The sequence below is a fragment of the Arthrobacter sp. TJ-263 genome (genome assembly GCF_058269155.1).
Window position 1 is genome coordinate 1623336 of record NZ_JBZCNE010000001.1, and the last position, 17889, is coordinate 1641224.

General features: G+C 66.0%; 19 protein-coding genes. 10 read left to right on the plus strand and 9 right to left on the minus strand.

Annotated elements, in window-relative coordinates; translation table 11 throughout:
* Nucleotides 1-118: 118 nt before the first annotated feature.
* Nucleotides 119-1852 (minus strand): DUF7059 domain-containing protein, encoded by a 1734-nt coding sequence (locus AC4D2F_RS07745; RefSeq protein ID WP_490910054.1) that lies wholly within the window; start codon nt 1850-1852, stop codon nt 119-121.
* Nucleotides 1852-2778 carry an oxygen-dependent tRNA uridine(34) hydroxylase TrhO gene (trhO, locus tag AC4D2F_RS07750; RefSeq protein ID WP_490910055.1) on the minus strand — a complete coding sequence of 309 codons (927 nt, stop codon included), beginning with the start codon at nt 2776-2778 and terminating at the stop codon, nt 1852-1854. Before trhO ends, AC4D2F_RS07745 begins: the two co-directional genes overlap by 1 nt.
* An 84-nt stretch (nt 2779-2862) precedes the next feature.
* Here trhO and AC4D2F_RS07755 point away from each other — a divergent pair, with 84 nt between their 5' ends.
* On the plus strand, nt 2863-3513 hold the full coding sequence (locus tag AC4D2F_RS07755) for a GNAT family N-acetyltransferase (RefSeq protein WP_104168046.1): 651 nt from the start codon (nt 2863-2865) through the stop codon (nt 3511-3513).
* A gap of 47 nt (nt 3514-3560) precedes the next feature.
* The gene (locus tag AC4D2F_RS07760) at nt 3561-5969 is read left to right on the plus strand and encodes a DEAD/DEAH box helicase (protein WP_104168045.1); all 2409 of its coding nucleotides are present in this window, start codon (nt 3561-3563) and stop codon (nt 5967-5969) included.
* Between the two features lie 63 nt (nt 5970-6032).
* On the opposite strand, the gene AC4D2F_RS07765 is transcribed toward AC4D2F_RS07760, so the two are convergent.
* Genes AC4D2F_RS07765 through AC4D2F_RS07775 form a run of 3 tightly spaced genes read right to left on the minus strand, consistent with a single transcriptional unit; the run spans nt 6033 to nt 7037 of the window.
* Nucleotides 6033-6431 (minus strand): Rv3654c family TadE-like protein, encoded by a 399-nt coding sequence (locus AC4D2F_RS07765; RefSeq protein ID WP_490910056.1) that lies wholly within the window; start codon nt 6429-6431, stop codon nt 6033-6035.
* A complete protein-coding gene (locus AC4D2F_RS07770) occupies nt 6424-6909 on the minus strand; it encodes a TadE family type IV pilus minor pilin (RefSeq protein ID WP_490910057.1) in 486 nt (161 codons plus the stop codon). The genes AC4D2F_RS07765 and AC4D2F_RS07770 overlap by 8 nt, the downstream gene beginning before the upstream one ends.
* On the minus strand, nt 6909-7037 hold the full coding sequence (locus AC4D2F_RS07775; protein ID WP_490910534.1) for a DUF4244 domain-containing protein: 129 nt from the start codon (nt 7035-7037) through the stop codon (nt 6909-6911). The genes AC4D2F_RS07770 and AC4D2F_RS07775 overlap by 1 nt, the downstream gene beginning before the upstream one ends.
* Nucleotides 7038-7071: 34 nt before the next feature.
* On the opposite strand from AC4D2F_RS07775, the gene AC4D2F_RS07780 reads away from it, so the two are divergent.
* The 8 genes from AC4D2F_RS07780 (at nt 7072) to AC4D2F_RS07815 (ending at nt 15125) form a co-directional block, all read left to right on the plus strand.
* A complete protein-coding gene (locus AC4D2F_RS07780; RefSeq protein WP_490910059.1) occupies nt 7072-8499 on the plus strand; it encodes a recombinase family protein in 1428 nt (475 codons plus the stop codon).
* Nucleotides 8500-8779: 280 nt separating this feature from the next.
* Nucleotides 8780-8989 carry a hypothetical protein gene (locus AC4D2F_RS07785; RefSeq protein ID WP_490910060.1) on the plus strand — a complete coding sequence of 70 codons (210 nt, stop codon included), beginning with the start codon at nt 8780-8782 and terminating at the stop codon, nt 8987-8989.
* 117 nt (nt 8990-9106) lie between these two features.
* Entirely contained in the window at nt 9107-11275 is a 2169-nt protein-coding gene (locus tag AC4D2F_RS07790; RefSeq protein ID WP_490910061.1) for an AAA family ATPase, read from the plus strand.
* Nucleotides 11276-12185: 910 nt separating this feature from the next.
* Nucleotides 12186-12557, plus strand: a complete 372-nt coding sequence (locus AC4D2F_RS07795; protein WP_490910062.1) for a hypothetical protein — start codon at nt 12186-12188, stop codon at nt 12555-12557.
* Between the two features lie 2 nt (nt 12558-12559).
* A complete protein-coding gene (locus tag AC4D2F_RS07800; protein ID WP_490910063.1) occupies nt 12560-13036 on the plus strand; it encodes a hypothetical protein in 477 nt (158 codons plus the stop codon).
* A gap of 269 nt (nt 13037-13305) precedes the next feature.
* Entirely contained in the window at nt 13306-13884 is a 579-nt protein-coding gene (locus AC4D2F_RS07805; protein ID WP_490910064.1) for an HNH endonuclease, read from the plus strand.
* Between the two features lie 193 nt (nt 13885-14077).
* Nucleotides 14078-14518 carry a hypothetical protein gene (locus AC4D2F_RS07810; RefSeq protein ID WP_490910065.1) on the plus strand — a complete coding sequence of 147 codons (441 nt, stop codon included), beginning with the start codon at nt 14078-14080 and terminating at the stop codon, nt 14516-14518.
* Between the two features lie 166 nt (nt 14519-14684).
* Nucleotides 14685-15125 carry a helix-turn-helix domain-containing protein gene (locus tag AC4D2F_RS07815; RefSeq protein ID WP_490910066.1) on the plus strand — a complete coding sequence of 147 codons (441 nt, stop codon included), beginning with the start codon at nt 14685-14687 and terminating at the stop codon, nt 15123-15125.
* A gap of 106 nt (nt 15126-15231) precedes the next feature.
* On the opposite strand, the gene AC4D2F_RS07820 is transcribed toward AC4D2F_RS07815, so the two are convergent.
* The 4 genes from AC4D2F_RS07820 to AC4D2F_RS07835 form a co-directional block, all read right to left on the minus strand.
* Nucleotides 15232-15438, minus strand: a complete 207-nt coding sequence (locus AC4D2F_RS07820; RefSeq protein WP_490910067.1) for an HNH endonuclease — start codon at nt 15436-15438, stop codon at nt 15232-15234.
* A gap of 185 nt (nt 15439-15623) precedes the next feature.
* Nucleotides 15624-16517 carry a phage major capsid protein gene (locus AC4D2F_RS07825; protein WP_490910068.1) on the minus strand — a complete coding sequence of 298 codons (894 nt, stop codon included), beginning with the start codon at nt 16515-16517 and terminating at the stop codon, nt 15624-15626.
* Nucleotides 16518-16604: 87 nt separating this feature from the next.
* Nucleotides 16605-17126, minus strand: a complete 522-nt coding sequence (locus AC4D2F_RS07830; protein ID WP_490910069.1) for a hypothetical protein — start codon at nt 17124-17126, stop codon at nt 16605-16607.
* A gap of 139 nt (nt 17127-17265) precedes the next feature.
* Nucleotides 17266-17535 (minus strand): hypothetical protein, encoded by a 270-nt coding sequence (locus tag AC4D2F_RS07835; RefSeq protein ID WP_490910070.1) that lies wholly within the window; start codon nt 17533-17535, stop codon nt 17266-17268.
* Nucleotides 17536-17889 lie beyond the last annotated feature (354 nt).

A 17889-nucleotide genomic window follows, 5' to 3' on the forward strand; every position in this document is an offset into this window, starting at 1 on the left:
CTCTCCTATATATACGGGTGGATGCCGCGGCAGATCCTGGGTATCCGGTCCGGATCCCGCTGCCGGGCTCACCTCACAGTATGCGCCATGAGTACCTGCACAAGACTAATGGCAGGTTTCAGGGGGCCGGTAGGAGGAAGCCCTCGCGGACGAGCTGCTCGACATCGAGCAGCAGTTCCGAGGTGAACGCGGCGTCGGGCCGGTCCAGCAGCATGGCGAGGGCTCCCGCGATCTGCCCGGCCGTGAGGTCGCCGTCGCACGTGGAGACGAACCCGGCCAGTTCGGTGCTGAGCAGGCTGGTCCGCCGGAAACCTGCACCCTGCCGCAGCAGGATGACCCCGGGGTGCTCGGCGCCGGGCCGCTGGTGGCGTTCCTCGGTGACGTCCTCGGCGACGAGCAGGAACTCGTCGGCGATGCCGACCCCGGTCGCGGCCTGCTCGGTGTGGGCGGCGAGCCAGTCGCTGCGGCCGATCGCTGCAGCGAGGTGCGGTCCCACGGGCTGTTCAATGTCGTGGGTGATCTCCTCGAGCGTCACCCGGACGAGGTCGCTCGGCTTCCGGGGGCGCCGCAGCCAGACGGACCCGAAGCCGATGCCCTCGACGTCCCGGGCGGCGAAGTCGTCGAGATAGGCGGCGAAGCTCGCCGCGTAGGCCTCACGGTCGCGGTTCTCGGCGGCGTCCCGCAGCCAGGTCTCGGCGTACTGGACCGGCGTCAGCTGCTCGCGCTGGATGATCCACGCGTCGACGCCGGGAGGTACGAACGTTCGGATGCGGCGGTCCCACGGCGTCCCCTCGGTGATCTCCCAGTTGCCGAGCAGTTGCGCCGACCCGCCCGGCGCGAGGATGCCCGGAAGCTCCCGGACGAGTGTGCTGACGATGGCGTCGCCCGCGAGACCGCCGTCCCGGTAGGTGTACGCCCGGCCCGGGCTCCCCGTGCGGGGCGTGATGACGAAGGGAGGATTGGACACCACGAGGTCGAACTCCTCCCCGCGGACCGGTTCGAGGAGGCTGCCGCGCCGGAGGCTGACCCGCGGGCCGGGCCGGTGGGGATCGATGTCCAGCGCGGACGCGTTCAGGAGGAGGTTGAAGCTGGCGAAGGCCAGGGCACGGTCCGAGATGTCGGTCACCGTCACGTGGCCGGCGTGTGCCAGCAGGTGGAAGGCCTGGATGCCGCAGCCCGTCCCCAGGTCCAGCGCCCGACCGACCGGCGTCCTCATGACGGTCCGGGCGAGGGTCAGCGAGGCTCCGCCGATCCCGAGGACGTGGTCGTGCCGCAGGGGCCCGGGGCGCTGCTCCGAGCCGAGGTCGCTCGCCACCCAGAGGCTCCCTCCGACGTCCGAGCCGTAGGGGCGGAGCTCGACGGCGGCACGCCAGCGGCGCTCGCGGGCAGGGTCGGTGACAGCAGTGGTCCCTGCTGTGCTTCCGGCGGGGTGGTCCGCAGTGTCCTCCGCCGTCCTCTTCGCGGTGCTTCCTCCGGCACTGTCCGCTGCGTGCTCGATGAGCCTCAGCTGCTCGAGGCCCGCCACGCCGGTGCGGGGGAAGGCCTGCCCGAGTTCCTGTTCCGTCACGGTCTCGCCGAGCAGCCACAGCAGCACGGGGATGGCGCGGGCGCCGTCCCCTGATTCGGAGCCACCGTCGGCGAGGCGGCGGCATGCCAGCAGTGCCGGGACCAGCTGGTCCCGGCCGAGGGCCGCGTACGCCGCCGCACCGAGGAGCGCTTCGACGCCATCGACCGTGTAGTCGAGGGCCGTCAGGTCATCGGCGAGGACCGCGAGCGCCGCGAGGTCGCGGCTCGACGGCGCCGACGCGACGTCGTCGTCGAACTCCGGCCAGGCCGGGGCATCGGCCGGCATCACGCGGCACCCGCGGCCGTCGCCTCGGCCTCGTCCGCCTCGCAGCCCTGCGGGCAGCGGAGGGTCGAGGGGTCGGCCGCGCAGGCGGCGCAGTACAGGGTGAGGTTGCGGCAGGACGGGTTGGAGCAGTTCTCGAACTTGTTGGTGGGCGCCTGGCAGCGCACGCACTTGCCGATCGTCACGGCGTCGTCGCTGAACTCGAGGTGCATCCGCTTGTCGAAGACGTACAGTGAGCCCTCCCACAATCCCGCGTCCCGGTACTTCTCGCCGTAGCGGACGATCCCGCCGTCGAGCTGGTAGACCTCCCGGAAACCCCGGTTGACCATGAGGCTGGACAGCACCTCGCAGCGGATCCCGCCCGTGCAGTAGGTGACCACGGGCTTGTCCTTCAGGTCGTCGTACTTGCCCGAATCGAGTTCACGGACGAAGTCGTGCGTCGTCCGGACGTCGGGGACGACGGCGCCCTTGAAACGCCCGATCTGCGCCTCGAAGGCGTTCCGCCCGTCGAAGAAGACGACCTCCTCCCCCGCCTCGCGCCTGGCGTCGACGAGCGCGTGCAGTTCGTCCGGGGCGAGGTGGACGCCGCCGCCCACGACGCCGTTCCCGTCGACCTCCAGCTCGCCGGGAGCACCGAAGGAGACGATCTCGTCGCGCACCTTGACGCTGAGCCGCGGGAAGTCCTCCGCACCGCCGTCGGACCACTTGATCTCCAGACCTTTGAAGGCCGGATATTCGCGCGTGGTCTTGACGTACTGCTTCACGGCACCGATCTCGCCGCCCACCGTGCCGTTGATCCCGTCCTTCGAGATGAGGATCCTGCCGCGCAGCCCCCATTTCTCACAGAGGGCCCGCTGCCACAGCCTGACGGCTTCGGGATCGGGCAGCGGCGCAAAGGCGTAATACAGGGCAATCCGGTTCATCGACACGGGTCAAAGCCTACTTCGCGACTCATAACGGTCACCTCGGGACCGCCTATACCATCGGCGACGCGGGGCTACTATCGTCAGCACATGAATGCTCATGCAGACGCCCAACTTCTCCAGACCTGGATCACGGGATGGTCCAGATGCCGGGGCTACGAGCGTCATGATGACGGACGCAGCACCTCCGTCCTGCTCACCGACCAGCAGAACCAGACGGAGCATTTCCTGTTCGAGCCGACGACCGAGCAGTTCCTCGAGCTGGCCACCGACACGAAGCGGGACCCGACGCGGATCCTGACGGTCGTCACCAACCGGATGCGGGAGCTGATCGACGCGGCCCACCCGCTCGGCATGCGGGTCACGGACCGGCAGCAGGCCCTGATGAGCGTCGACATGAGCGGCCAGGACGTCGAGGATCCGCGTCCGCCCGGTGACGATTTCACGCTGGAGCATGCCCGCGACGGCGAATGCCGCCGTGTCCTGGTGCGGGCCCATGGGGAGCTCGCAGCCCGCGGGTCCGTGTCGGCCGTGGGCGACTACGCGGTCTATGACCGCATCATCACGGAAGAGGGTTTCCGACGGCGGGGCCTGGGCAGCTTCGTCATGCGCGCGCTCACGGCAGGGGTCCTGGAGGACGACGTCACCACAGGCCTGCTCATGGCCTCGGCCGACGGTCGCGCGCTCTACGCGTTCCTCGGCTGGGAGCACCTCGCCGACGTGTTCGTCATCAGAGGATAGGGCGCGTTTCCGCGGTTCCGCCCCTGCGCCGATGGGAGAATGGCACGGTGGCTGCGCGCGATTCCCTCATCGACCTGCTCGGGGGTGGACCCGACCCCGAGCAGCTGCTGCATGTCCGTGAGATTCCCGCCCGCGACGCGGAGCATGCACCGTGGCCCGCCTGGGCGCACCCGGACGTCGTCGAGGCGTTCACCCGGCGCGGCGTGCATCAGCCGTGGCGTCACCAGGTCGAGGGTGCCACCTCCGCCCACGACGGAGCACACACCATCATCGCGACGGGGACCGCGTCGGGGAAGTCCCTGTGCTACCAGCTGCCGGTGCTCGACGAGATCCACCGCAGCGAACTGCTGGACCGCGCCACGCTGGCGCCCACCGGGTCCGTCGCCCTGTACCTGGCCCCCACGAAGGCGCTGGCCGCCGACCAGTTGTCGGCCATCAACGCACTGGGCATCCCCACTGTCCGCGCCGAGACCTACGACGGCGACACGGAGTCGGGTGCCCGCCGCTGGATCCGCGACCACGCCAACCTGGTCCTCGCGAACCCCGACATGCTCCACTACGGCATCCTGCCCAACCACACCTGGTGGGCCAGGTTCTTCCGCCGACTGAAATACGTGATCATCGACGAGGCCCACAGCTACCGGGGCGTGTTCGGGTCCCACGTCGCGAATCTCCTGCGCCGCCTGCGGCGCATCTGCGCGAGCTACGGGGCGGATCCCGTGTTCGTCGGGGCGTCCGCGACGTCGGCCGAGCCCGCCGCGTCCTTCGGGAAGCTGATCGGTGCCCCGGTGCGCGCCGTCGACCGGGACAGCTCGCCGCACGGCTCCACGACGGTCGCGTTCTGGGAGCCGCAGCTCACCGGCAGGAAGGGCGAGAACGGGGCGCCCACCCGACGGACCGTGATCGCCGAGACCTCGGACCTCCTGGCCAATCTCGTCTCCTCCTCCGTCCGCACCATCGCGTTCATCAAGTCGAGGCGGGGCGCGGAGAGTATCGCGCAGACCTCGCGGCGCATGCTCGAGGACGTGCATCCGAGCCTGCCCCACCGCATCGCCGCCTACCGTTCGGGGTACCTGCCGGAGGAACGGCGCGCCCTCGAGGCGTCGCTGCGCAGCGGTGAACTGCTGGGCGTGGCGAGCACCTCGGCCCTGGAACTCGGGATCGACATCTCCGGCCTCGATGCGGTCCTCGTGGCGGGGTGGCCCGGGACCCGCGCGTCCCTCATGCAGCAGATCGGCCGGGCGGGCCGCTCCGGCCAGGACGCCATCGCGGCCTTCGTGGCGAGCGACGACCCCCTCGACACCTATCTCGTCCACCACCCGGAAGCGGTGTTCGACCTCGCCGTCGAAGCCACCGTCTTCGACCCGTCGAACCCCTACGTGCTCGGCCCGCACCTCTGTGCCGCCGCAGCCGAGCTGCCGTTGACGGAGAAGGACCTGCCCCTGTTCGGTCCGACCTCGGAGGCCCTGCTCGGCACGCTGTGCGAGCAGGGCTTCCTGCGGCGTCGCCCCGCCGGCTGGTTCTGGACGCACCCCCAGAGTGCCGCCGGGATGGTGAACCTCAGGGCCGACGGCGGTGGCCCGATCAACATCGTCGAGGAGGAGTCGGGCGCCCTGCTCGGGACGATGGACTCGCCGCAGAGCCACTACCAGGCCCACCCCGGCGCCGTGTACGTGCACCAGGGACGGACGTACGTGGTGCAGGACCTCGACGAGCAGGACCACTGTGCCGTGGTGGCCCGCGCCCAGCCGGACTACTACACGCAGGCGCGGGACGTCACGCAGATCGAGGTCCTCGACCGGGACGTGAGCCGCCTGTGGGGTGGCGTCCTCGCGAATTTCGGGGATGTGAAGGTGACGACCCAGGTGGTGTCCTTCCAGCGCAAGGCCTTCTCCTCGAACGAGATCCTCGGCGAGGAGCCGCTCGAGCTGGCGGCGCGCGACCTCTTCACGAAGAGCGTGTGGTTCGAGATCAGCCCGGAACTGCTCGAGGCCGAAGGCATCCTCGCCGAGGAACTCCCGGGGGCGCTCCACGCCGCCGAGCATGCAGCGATCGGGCTGCTGCCTCTCGTCGCCTCGAGCGACCGCTGGGACATCGGGGGCGTGTCGACGGCCCTGCATGCCGACACCGGCCTGCCGACCATCTTCGTGTACGACGGCCACCCCGGGGGCGCCGGGTTCGCCGAGCGGGGCTTCGAGGCCGCCCGCACCTGGCTGGGGGCGACCCGCGACGCCATCGAGGCCTGCGAGTGCGAGTCCGGCTGCCCGTCCTGCGTCCAGTCCCCCAAGTGCGGCAACCGGAACAACCCGTTGAGCAAGGGCGGTGCCGTGGCGGTGCTGTCGCTGATCCTGCGGCAGGCTGCCGGCAGCGTCGCCCCGGCGGGTGGCGTCTCCGACACCTCCGGATCGGACGTCCCATCGGAGCTGGACACCGGAACCAGGACCGCCGGGTCCTGACGTATCGGGTCGGGCGGCATCCACCCGACCCGGAACCAGGACCCGCCTGGCAGCCCTCCGCCCTCACGGCGGCGGTCCGGCCCGGGCCGCACCGACGGCATCCGGAAGCAGGCCGGGCATCCCCACGGACACCCGGATGACCGCGGTCCCCGGGCCGGTCGCGCCGATCTCGCAGTCCTCGACCACGGCACCGTGCTGGTCCGCCACTGCTGCGGCCGCCGGGCAGGGGTCCTCGGAGGACAGTCCCCGGGCGGCGTCCGCGGCGGCGAGCGCCGCGAGGTCGGCCGCCGTCGCTGCCCTCGAGGCCGCTGATGCGGCCTGGAGCAGGAGTACCGCCGACGCGATCAGCAGCAGCGCCAGGAGGGCGAGAGCCCCCATCAGGACCGTGCCGGCGCCGCGCTCGGAATCGACGGGTCTCCGCGGCGCCGCGTCCTCCCGCGCATCCTCCCGCGGATCACCCATCGTGTTCCTTCCTTCCCGACGCCGACGCGTGCAGTTCGAAGTCCATGAGCTCGACGAGGGGACCCTCCACGCGTGCCCGCACCTCGATGGTCGTCCAGTCCCCGGCCGACCCCACCTGCGCCGTGGCGTTGTCCCCGGCGAGGCGTTGCACGGTCCGTTGCACGCTCGCGCTGCTCTCGCCCCGCATCACCTCGCGGGCTCCGGCCCGTGCGGCCTCCTCCAGGCGCAGTTGCACGGTCCCGACGTGGGCTGTGGCGAGCAGGAGCGCGAGCAGGACGACCAGGGCGGGGAGCACGACGGCGACCTCGGCTGTGACGGATCCCCGCTGCGGGCCCGCTGGACGTTCCCGTTGCGCGCACCACGCGTGGAGAACCCCGACGAGCACCCCGGAGCGCGGCACGGAGGGGCGCCGGTGCTTCCGTGCCGGTGGCGCGGATTCCCCGTCGTCGCAGGTGGTCCCACCCTGGCCGGTCCGCATCAGCCGAAATTCAGCGCCGAGGTGATGAGGGACATCAGGAGTCCCCTGATCTCGCCGCTGGACAGGACTGCGGCGAGGAGCGCGGCGAATCCGACGGCGGCAAGGGTGGCGATGGCGTAGGCAGTTATTAACTCAAGTTACTTGCACTGGTAAAGTTGGTTTATGGAGTCAGACAACAGAAAACGGGCGGCGATATACACCCGCATCAGCCGCGACACCGAAGGCCAAGGGCTCGGCGTACAGCGGCAGCTTGACGACTGCCGGGCGATGGCCGACCGGCTGGGCATGAACATTGTGGCGGAGTACAGCGACAACGACATTTCGGCCTTCAGCGGGCGCAAGCGGCCCGACTATGAGAAGCTGCTCGACGCCATCCGTCAGAACCGTGTGGACGCGGTGCTCTGTTGGAACATTGACCGGCTGCTGCGGCAGACTAAAGAGCTAGAGCAGTTCATGGACTTGTGTGAACCGCGCAGCGTCGCGACCTACGAAGTGACGGCGGGCGAACTGGACCTTGCCACCCCGTCGGGCAGAGCAACGGCGAAAACTCGCGGCGCGTGGGCTCAGTTTGAATCCGAGCACAAGGCCGAGCGCATCAAGCGGCAGAAGGCCCAAGCGGCGAAGGCCGGAAAGTGGCTGGGCGGCCCGATGCCGTTTGGCTGGCACAAGGTGGACGGCGAGATACAGCCGGACCCCGTCGCCGCCGAGCTTATCCGCAGGGGGACAGACTCGATCATCGCTGGACGGTCGCTGATCAGCGTCACACGAGACTGGGCCGACGCTGGTGCCACCAACGGCGGCGGCAAGCGGCGCAACACGACCGAAGTACGGCGAACCCTGCTGAGACACCGCAACGCGGGGCTTATGACGTTCCACGGCGAGATCGTCTCAGACGGGTGGCCAGCGATTGTGTCGCTGGACAAGTTCCGCAAGTGTGAAGCCATCCTGACCAGTGACGACCGGCCCAAGCAGTCGGAAAACAAGTTCAAGTACCTTCTGTCCGGCATCGCCAAGTGCTACTGCGGCCTGTACGTGACCGGCTTCGGTGCCGAGTCGCGGCGCTCGTACAGGTGCAAGGTTCATCAGGAGGGCGGGCGGTATATCCCCGGCCATGCCAACCGGGCGATGGGGCCGCTGGATAGCTACGTGCGGCAGGCCGTCGCCGCGTACCTAGACCGTGCTGACGTGAGGGCCAAGCTGCTGGCCGCGCTGCAAAAGATCGAGGATGACAGCCAGCCCGTGCAATCCGCGGACATCTCGGACCTGCTGGACCGGAAGCACTCGCTGGTGCGGCTGTATGCCCAAGGGGCCATCACCGAGAGCCAACTGGTGGAGGGTACCCAGGAAATCGTCTCCAGGATCAGCGCTTTGGAATCGATGGCCGTCACCAACGGTGGGTCCCGCGCGGTCACCGGGATGCTACTGGACGACAACCCCGGCGCGGCATTCCTCGGGTCGGCTGTTGACCTCCAGCGGGAGGTACTGCGGGCACTGGTCAGCATTGAGCTACAACCGACTGGGGCGTACCGGGGGCAGTTCGATCCTGAGTCTCTAAGAGTTATTTTTGGACTCGTTGGGATCCCCCAATGAGGCCCTGACAAGGCCCTTTACTACTACAGAGCTCGCTAATGGCTGATTGGCGCGAAACCGGAGCGACGGCACTTGCACAAGTGGTCCAGGGAGTGCTTGAGTTCCTCTTAGTCATTGCGACTTAGCCGGAGCCTAGAACTCTCCAGCCGGACAAAAACCGACAGCACAGATGGCACTACCGAACCGAATCGCCTGACCCCCGTTCTAGGAAGGGGCAGCTCAGGGAGCCACGGGACCCGACTTTCCTTATGGAGAGAAACGTTCCTCATGGAGAGAAACCGTGGCTACCACTGTAAAAAATCCTGTCGTCCAAGCCCGCAACCGTCTGGGCTACGCCACCCGGATGCACGATCACGAGGGCGCTGCTCGAGCCCGGCTGGCCCTGACCGCCGCCAAGCTGGAGCGGGCCATCACTGACGCCCTTGCTGCCGGTATCTCGGACGACGACCGCGAAGGGCTCGCCCGCCTGCTCAACGGTGATGCCAAGTGAAGCAGCAGGCATCCCTCCAGGAGTACATCGACCGAATGGTCGCCGCCGCTCCACCACTAAGCGATGAGCAGGCCGCGAGGATTGCCGCGCTGCTGCGGGCTGGCGGTGGTAGCCAACATGGCTGAGCACGACGAAGGCCCCCAGATCGCTCCAGAGGCCCTCATCCAACAAGAAGTAGCCGGTTACCAAGCGACCACGAGGTCAAGGTTAACTCCGGGTGCCGACAATCCGCTCGCTATCTCTATCGGTAATCGGCCCGGAACCGATTCCACGACTTGGTCGGATGAAAGCATCTCGTGGGGTGGATTCTGCGGCTTGCTGGAAGAACCCGCTGACCGGAAGAACTGTGGCAGTTACGTCTTCGGGGCGTTGGCTGACGGCAAGCGCAACAAGAAGTCCGTACTCAGCCGCTCGGCTCTCACGCTGGACGTGGACAGCCCGAAGGCCGATTTCCTACACCGGTTGGAAGAGTTCATGGCCGGGCGTGCCTACGCATGGCATACGACGTACAGCAGCACAGCCGAGGCCCCCCGCTACCGGGTGATCATCCCGCTAGTCGCTGCGCTGTCCGCTGAGGACTACCGGGTGGCTGCTGGTGAAGTCATGCGCCGGGTGTCCCCGGACCGCGGGGAGTTCGATCCCAGCTCCGATGAGCCCGAGCGTCTGATGCTGAAGCCCTCGGCGCAAGCAGGACACAGGGCCGCGTACCGTCACGATGCCCCTGCGGGGGACTGGGTGGACGCCGCCCCCTATTTGGAGGCTGCCCAAGCGGTCGAGGACTTGATCGGCACGGCGAACGCTGCGCCGCCAGCGCGGGAGGAAGTGCCCGTAGAACCCTACGACCGTGCAAGGCCGGAACGTCAACGCCGGGTCGATGCCTACGTGGGCGCAATCGTGGACCGCGTGGTGTGGGAGTTGGAATCGTCCTCAAGCATGGCCAGCAGTACCAAGGACGACAAGGGGCGGTCGTGGGACAAGATTCAGGCCGACGCCGCCCGTGACCTGATCGCCGTGGCACTTGCCGGATGGAACGACTACACGCTGGAGGACGCTCTCAGGGACTACACCGACCACGCCCCCATGGATGAAGGGTGGGACGACTCCAATGTGCAGGAGAAGTGGGACCAAGAGCGTCGCAAGGGTAAGCCCGAACCAATGCCGGCTTCTAAGGACCTCGGGACGACAGATGAACGTCTTGAGAAAGATGGCATCGCCGCTGGCGGCTGGGAGCCGGTAGACCTGACGCCATTCTTGGATGGGTCGTATGTGCCGTTGGTTCCCACGGTGATGACCCGGACCGACGGGCAGTCCTTGCTCTACGCAGGCAGGACTCATTCCATTCACGGAGAGTCCGAGTCGGGCAAGTCGATGGTCGTCCAGGCTGTCGCTGCCGCTCTGCTCGTAGACGGCGAACGGGTGCTGTACATGGACTACGAGGACGAACCGGGGTCTGTGACGGAGCGGCTGACGCTGATGGGCGTACCGCCGGACATGATCCGGGCCAATTTCACGTACACCCAGCCCGCCACGGACTACGACAGTAGCCCGGAAGCTCGCGCTGCGTTTGAACGGCTGCTGGACCAGCGGTACGCGCTCGCCGTGGTGGATGGAGTGACTGAAGCGCTCACGCAGGCACCGACGAACCAGCGGTCTACCGGGGGGCTCGGTGGGAATGACGACGTGGCCAACTGGCACAACCGTCTCCCACGGCGAATCGCACAGCGGACCGGCGCGGCTGTGGTGCAGATTGACCACGTCGCCAAGTCGGCAGAACTCACTCGGTTCGCCCTTGGCGGGCAGGCCAAGATGGCATCTCTCACTGGGGCGGCGTATCACGTCAAGCCGGTGGAGTCGCTGGGGAGGGGCCGCGTAGGCACGATCCAGATCCACGTTGCCAAGGACCGCCCCGGCTTCGTCCGTGGACAGGCTGAGGGCGCGTTTGATCCAGCGGTGCGGATGCAGTTGGTGGCCGTGGCCGTGGTGGACGGCACCGGTGGGCGTATCACGATGCAGCTGAATCCGCCGGTGGTCCAGCCGACCAAGGGTGCGGACTCCGAGCTGATGGAACGCATCAGCCGCTACTTGGAACGGTTGCCAGCCACCCACGAGGGAGCCAGCCGCACGCTCGTCAATGCAGAAGTGAAGGGCAGGCGGGACAGAATCTACGCCGCGCTCGACGCACTCGTGGCGGGCGGCTTCGTCTCACGGAGGTTGAACACCGACAAGTCGCAAACCTCCTACTACCTGTCTGTCCGGCCCTACACGGACTTCGAGGAGACGCCATGAGGACGTTTCCCCTAGTCAAAGTCTCAATCGGAGCACCTGTAGGGGACTGCTCATTTCGGATGAGCAGGGCAGTGTTTTCGGCCCCCCACCCCTGCACGCCGTGTTCACTGCCCTGCTCATCCGATAGCCGAGTAAACACGGGGAACTGTCCACCCCTGCTCATGCCCTGTTCACGTCCGGCCCATAGCCCTGCTCACTGTCCCACTCCTTATAGGGGACAGGGGGCACAGGGGCAGCGCGAACAACTCCTCAATTTCACTCTCTGGCAAGCAACTTCAGTCCCACAGCAGGAAGAGGTAGCGCGTCGGTCCGACGAGTCGCTTTGCAAGGAGGTCTTCCACGGGCAGCCCTAAGCAGTCCCCGAGCATCCTTTCCAACTCCTACACCCGAGGACAGAGAAATGAAATGTCGTTCAGCACCATCCCACCCGAGGTCTGGGACGGGCCGCGCCGGAAGCCCGAGCCAGAGCCGGACCCGACCCGTGTTCGCTACCACCGCCCCGGCAAGCCAAGACCAGAACAGCTCCTCATCTACTGGCAGGCACGGGCACTCCGGGCTGAAGCCGAATTGAAGATGTGGCGCGAGCTAGAGCAAATCAGAGAAGGGAAGAAACAACAATGACACCGGAAACCTGCCCAGAGTGCGGAGCCCGCAGAGTGCGGAACTGGGTCTACGACCACCGCCGCGCCAACCCCGCGTGCAGCATCGGCAACCGTGAGGACGCCACCCAAGCCGCCGACTTCGAGAAGTTCAGTCAGGGCTGGCCCTGGACGCCCAGCTTTCTCAGGCCGGCGACCAACGCCGAATTGATCTTGGCCGGGGTAGCCCAGCCGACGGGCAACGAGGAAACCCTCGTTCGTCAACGAGTCAACGGAATCCATCACCGAGTAATCGCAGGAGTAGATGCACCATGAAACCCACCCTCCACGAGATCGCCCAGCGAGTAATGAGCGATACCCGGTACCAGAACCCGCCAGTGAAGGGCGACTTCGTCGCACTGCTCGGGCACATCGGCGCTCTCCAGCAGATAGCAGATGCAGACGAGCAGGCCGACGGACTCCGCGCTCTGTGTAACCGGCTGGAGACCCTCCAGGCAAATCAGCCGCGACCACAGACGTGGGCCATCGCTTGGCTGGATGCGCACGGGGAAGAGCAGAGGGAATTCTTCCCGGCTGAACAGCGAGACGCCGCGGAAACCCTCTACAACCGACTGGACGCCACGGGCGTCCAAACCATTGAGATGTCGCAGATCTCGCTAACCAAAGAGAAGAAGGAGAACTAGTCATGACTACCAATGAGCAGCAGGAGCCCCAGCAGGACGTCCCCGAGGTAAACACCCCGACGACGCCCCAGCAGGACGGTACGCCCGACCAGCCGGACGCCACGGGTGACGGCAAGGGCACCGGCAACAAGGAGGCGGCCAAGTACCGCCGTCAGCTCCGCGAGACGGAAACTGAGCGGGATGCCTTGGTCGAAACCGTGGGCGGGCTACAGCGGCAGCTCGTGGCTGGCAACCTGCCGCACGGTGCCACCCTGAGCGCCGATGCGCTGTGGACAGTAGGGCGAAAGCCCGGCGACTTCTTCGACGAGAAGGGACTGCTCGACACCGAGAAGTTGACCGTCGCCATGCGAGAAACCCATGTGGCGCTGGGCGTGCGCTTCGGCCCAGCGCCAGTGCCCGATTCCGGTAAGGGGACAGGCGTCGGCCTTTCAGGAGAGCGAGCAACGCTGGCCAGCGAAGCGCGGAAGCGGCAGGGCTAACCACTCTCAGGCGAAGCCCCGGGAGTCCGCGCTCCCGGGGCTTTTCCATGCCTAGGAAGCGATACGCCGCGTAATTAGAAAGGCGTAATTTGCTTGTCCTGCGGGAGGCAGTGAATCGCGGGGGTATCTGCCGCTATGCCGAGGGGGGCGGGCGTGCCGGGTGGGGAGGGTCTACCCCGCACCCCCTTCCACTCGTAGATGACCCTGTTGAAATAGCCCTGCCAGTTAGACTCGGCATGAGTTAGAAGGTCCAGCGGATCAGGTCCGCAATGGAGGTAGGGAAGGTACTGGGGATGATTCGCAGGGCTGACAATGTCACGTTCAGGCACCGGCCAGGATTTTGGACCGGCAGGGGTCCCGGCGTCCTGAGGATAGGCAAGAAGAGTTACCTGCTAGGCAAGTTCAGCCGAGCGGAATGGCAGGAGTTCCAGGGCCGTCAGGTCGAGCAACCAATGCCCCTCACCAAAGTTGGGGGGAGGAGGTACTGGAAGTATAAGAACAACTGTTACTGGGAGAACGAGGGTCTTTCTGCCCGCCAGGTCTATGCGTTGCTTGAGACGCGCGAACAGCGCAAGCAGCAGAGACTTGATGTGGCGGAGGCAACCGTGGCGATGGGGTCGATGCCGCGCACCGCGTCTACTCGGCGTGCCATCCCCGACGACGTGAAGACATTTGTGTGGCGCAGGGATGGGGGCCAGTGCGTCCACTGCGGTGTCACGTATGAGTTGCAGTACGACCACATAATTCCGCTGGCAATGGGCGGCAGTAGCAATACGGAGAATCTGCAACTTCTCTGTGGTCCCTGTAATCGGGCCAAGGGCGCGGGGTTGACTATTCGTACCCGATAGTCCGATATCGGGTAGGCAACTTATGAACAGGGTTATGAACCGTTTGGAGTCGGCTTCTGAACAGTTCTTCGGCGGTTATGAACAGGCAACACCTCGGTCCTAATTCCTTTCCACAGAATTAGTTGCTCACTTTCCATAACGGGGAGTAGCTTGAGCCCCTCAAGCACCCAATCCCACCGTTAGGAACCCCGACATGAGCACCATGACCAGCACCACGGCAGCCGTTTCCAGCACCAAGGCAGCAGCACCCAAGCCAGTCACCACAGCAGCAGCACCCAAGCCAGTCACCACAGCAGCGGCACCCAAGCCCGTCACCACAGCAGCGGCACCCAAGGCCAGCACCACCACCACCACCACTAAGGCGACGGGCACCACCAAGGCAGCATCGAAGGCCAGCCCTGCCAAGACAGCACCCGCTGGTGAGCTCCGTAAGAACGCGGCCCGTAACGCAGACCGCTCGCCCGATCTGGGCACGTTCAAGGCGGGCGACAAGGTGGCCACTGCAGACGGCCGCGAGTGGACCGTGGTCGGCCCGGCGCAGGGCAACACCACCCTGAAGTTGACCCGTGAGCAGGACGGCAATAAGGAATCCGTGTTCCGCTTCGCCCGCAACATCAAGCCCGCTGGCAAGTAGCTAGGCCGGATCAGCCCCGTCGCCCCTAGGGTGGCGGGGCTTCTTCATGCTCCGTGTGTGATCCGTACGCGGCCCTGTAGGTGCTGCCCGCCCGTGGGGGTCGGGCTGATTGTGGGGAAGCCGTGGCGAACTCGTTGTAAGCGCAAAAGCTTGGCACGATCAGGGCATGACATCGGATAAGGAAGCTAAGAAGCATTTCGGACGACTGATCAGTAAGGGCTTGCAAGATGCGGGGCTTACGCAGGCTATGGCTGCTGAGAAGTTAGGGACGTCGCGGCGTTCGGTTTCCAATTGGGCTGCGGGTGATGCATGGCCGACTGCGAAGGTTCGTGCTGAGCTTGAGCAGATTCTGGGTTGGAAGGAGCACGCTTTGCAGGAGGCGTTGGCTTCCTCCCTTGGTGAGCATGGTGTTCCGTTGTCGACGTTTACCGACGCTCATATGAGGGGTCAGGGATCGTCTGAGACGTGGCCGCAGGCGTCTACGGAGGCGTTGGTGTCGGAGTTGCTGAGGAGGTATCAAAGGCAGGAGGACGTGATCACGGCGTTGAATCGTGAGTTGGCTTCGGTGAAGTTGTTCTCGCCGCCCAAAGCGCCAGATCGTTCCTAGCCTGAAATCCGGTAGATCGGCTCCGTGTGTGGTCCGTAGGTGGCTCCGTAGGCGCTGGCCGCCCGTGTGGGTCAGGCTGGCAACTGCGGAGCCGCTGGCGGTCCGCCTACCAGCGGCGGCTGGTCTTCAGCGGCTTGGGTGCCACGGGCGCCGGGCGGGGCGCAGACTTCGGCAGGAAGCCGTTGCCCTTGCTTTGGTTACAGCGACGACAGATGACCTGAATATTTTCCAGCGTGTCTGTCCCGCCGCGAGCGTGGGGGATGATGTGGTCCGGCTCTGCGCTGTTGGGCTGGCGACTGACGTCGTAGTCCATTAGGACATTGCAGAAGCGGCACCGGGCCACCCCCTGCGCTCGGGCCTGCCGTAGAGCAATCTTGGATCGCGTTATCCATGTGGTCGTACCGGTGCGGCTGCCAGCCACGACTACCCCCTTGGGAAGTGAGAAGCCCCGCCGCGCGTTGGTTCGGGATCAACACGCGGCAGGGCTGGTCGGCGTGGTTACGCGGTGACCGTGATCCGGTTGATGACGGTCGGCTTCGGGAAGCCGAACCCAATGCGGGCAGTCGAGCGGATGGCGATCCGGTCGCTGGTGAAGTACGCGTCCGCGCTGATGGCCAGTTCCAGGTCCTCGCGGAGAACCGTCACGGCGGTTGCGGCGGCAACACCCCACGCGGTCCCCTGCGGGACGTTGGAGTTCACGAAGACCGGGCGGCCGAGGATCTCCCGTGGCGTCTGGGTCAGCGTCTGGTTGCTGCCACTGCCCGTCTTCAGGGTTGCCACCGTGAGCGCCTCAGCTGGGCTGAGAACCCATCCGGTGATGGTGCCACCGGCGCTCTCGGCTTGGGCCACGGCTACCGCGAACGGGTCCAGGTTCTGCAGACCGCCAGCAGCAGTGATTACCTGCGACGCATTCAGCGAAGCGAGACCCTTGGGCGCGGGGCCTGCGAGGTTGCCCAGCCATGCGGCGTTGATCTGCCGCACGATGGACCGCGCCAGCCCGTCGGCCACGATCTGCTGAGCGTCCGGGCTGGAGTCCATAGCGAGTTCGCGGGAGATGATCGTGAGCCCGGCGGCCTTGGCAGGCGTGACGGGCAGTTCGCTGAGCGTGGGGTCGTCCGGGGTGATCTCGCTTCCCTCCGCGACCCACGATGCTGCGGCGTCTTCATCCACGACGGGGATGTTGAACGTGGCGCGGTTGGTGGTGACCAGTGTTGCGAGCGCGGCATTGAACGGGAGTGCTTCGGCGGCGATGGCTTTGATGACCAGATCGCTGTATTCCTGAGGGAGAATGCCGGTTGCTGCGGCTTCGAGAAGTGTCATGGCGGTATGCCTTTCATAGAGAAATGGATTGTTTTTCTCTGGAAAGGCTCTGCCGTTTTCCAGCTGCCCCACTGGGGCGGCTTGACGCTGGAATAGGCCACGGACCATAAACTCTGCGTCGATTGAAGTGTACGGCCTTCGGCCCTGTAGGGAAAACCCTTACGAATCCTCTGGGGCCGGGTAGAAGTCAAGAGTGCCTTTTGCGCCGAAGGAGGCACGGGCGGTATTAATCATGACTTCCTCGAGGTAGTCAAACCTTTGTTCAATTGCATCAAGCCCTCGGTCTCGTTCTGGGCCACGGGGCGATCTGATGAGGGTCATCTTTTCCGTCAGACACTCCTGTGCCGCCTCAGCATGACCGATAAGCTGTCTTGAAGCGACCAGCCTGAAAGTTGGATCAGCCGCTTCGAGCAATCGGTTTTTGAGGTTCCGGCCTCGCTCCGCTTTGTCCGGATGGTCGTGCGTCACGTTTACGAGGTCCGTGATGTCGAGGTTTAGCTGCCTCAGCACGTGGAGATACTTACCTACGTGGCGTATCTGTTCGTTGCGGAACCACTGTGCATGTTCGGTTTTCCTGCCCCAGTGACTTCCCAGCCAGCTACCGAGCAGCGCGAAAAGGCCAGCGGCTACTGCGCCGCATATTGTGATCCATATTTGGGTCACGGGTTCGATCGAGTCCATAGCTCCAAGGTACCGAAGGTTTCGTAGTGAAATGGTGCGCCCCAGAACGCCGCCGATCTTCCAGCTGGTCCTCCGTCATTGCCTGCCGCGCCATCACGGCTGACCCCATTGTTCTTCAGTAACTTTACTTAGCACCCGCCTACTCCGCGGTCGCCATACCGGCCTCCTGGTCCGTGGTCCGGTCCCGGCCCTGCCGGATGACCCGGTCATTGGCCCGCCACCGCCGCGCCTGGGCCCGGCGCGCCGCCCTGTTCGCGGGACGGATCGGTCCGCTGTCACCCGGACGGCCCGTTCCGGGCTCGGTCTCCGGTTGAGCACCGAAGGACCGCACAGACCCGATGAACGACACCGGAGCCGCCGTGTTCTCCTCGGCGCGGACGGGCCGTTGCCGTTCGGGCCTCAGGGGCATCGGCTCCTGCTCGAGTGGCCCGTTCCGCGATGACTCGTCCTGGGCACCGGGTGCCTCCGTGGACGCGCTGCTTCGACCGGGGCAGGCGCTTCCAGGATCCACCCGGGGTACCCGGAAGGCCGAGCCCCTTCCATCCGTATGCTGCGTCTGAATCGACATGGCATGCCCTTTCGTCGGCGTGGAGTCGTCCCCACGTGCTGTGAGCGACGGATGTCGCTGGCTCAACTCTGGCGATCCTGGGGTCTGCTGCGGGGTGGAGGAGTCGCTAAGTGGATAACCCGGGATTTCCCCGGGCCAGGGGGGTCCGCGGTCGTCCGGAGTGCACGGAGCCGGCCTGAAGGGGGCGCCCACGAT

What these genes read in the sequence shown, in the direction of transcription:
- AC4D2F_RS07780 (WP_490910059.1), top strand. Translation starts at nt 7,072, where the DNA reads ATGGAGTCAGACAACAGAAAACGGGCGGCGATATACACCCGCATCAGC.
- AC4D2F_RS07830 (WP_490910069.1), bottom strand. Translation starts at nt 17,126, where the DNA reads ATGGACTCGATCGAACCCGTGACCCAAATATGGATCACAATATGCGGC.
- AC4D2F_RS07790 (WP_490910061.1), top strand. Translation starts at nt 9,107, where the DNA reads ATGGCTGAGCACGACGAAGGCCCCCAGATCGCTCCAGAGGCCCTCATC.
- AC4D2F_RS07820 (WP_490910067.1), bottom strand. Translation starts at nt 15,438, where the DNA reads ATGGACTACGACGTCAGTCGCCAGCCCAACAGCGCAGAGCCGGACCAC.
- AC4D2F_RS07795 (WP_490910062.1), top strand. Translation starts at nt 12,186, where the DNA reads ATGAAACCCACCCTCCACGAGATCGCCCAGCGAGTAATGAGCGATACC.
- AC4D2F_RS07810 (WP_490910065.1), top strand. Translation starts at nt 14,078, where the DNA reads ATGAGCACCATGACCAGCACCACGGCAGCCGTTTCCAGCACCAAGGCA.
- AC4D2F_RS07755 (WP_104168046.1), top strand. Translation starts at nt 2,863, where the DNA reads ATGAATGCTCATGCAGACGCCCAACTTCTCCAGACCTGGATCACGGGA.
- AC4D2F_RS07770 (WP_490910057.1), bottom strand. Translation starts at nt 6,909, where the DNA reads ATGCGGACCGGCCAGGGTGGGACCACCTGCGACGACGGGGAATCCGCG.
- AC4D2F_RS07835 (WP_490910070.1), bottom strand. Translation starts at nt 17,535, where the DNA reads ATGCCCCTGAGGCCCGAACGGCAACGGCCCGTCCGCGCCGAGGAGAAC.
- AC4D2F_RS07805 (WP_490910064.1), top strand. Translation starts at nt 13,306, where the DNA reads ATGGAGGTAGGGAAGGTACTGGGGATGATTCGCAGGGCTGACAATGTC.
- AC4D2F_RS07815 (WP_490910066.1), top strand. Translation starts at nt 14,685, where the DNA reads ATGACATCGGATAAGGAAGCTAAGAAGCATTTCGGACGACTGATCAGT.
- AC4D2F_RS07800 (WP_490910063.1), top strand. Translation starts at nt 12,560, where the DNA reads ATGACTACCAATGAGCAGCAGGAGCCCCAGCAGGACGTCCCCGAGGTA.
- AC4D2F_RS07765 (WP_490910056.1), bottom strand. Translation starts at nt 6,431, where the DNA reads ATGGGTGATCCGCGGGAGGATGCGCGGGAGGACGCGGCGCCGCGGAGA.
- AC4D2F_RS07745 (WP_490910054.1), bottom strand. Translation starts at nt 1,852, where the DNA reads ATGCCGGCCGATGCCCCGGCCTGGCCGGAGTTCGACGACGACGTCGCG.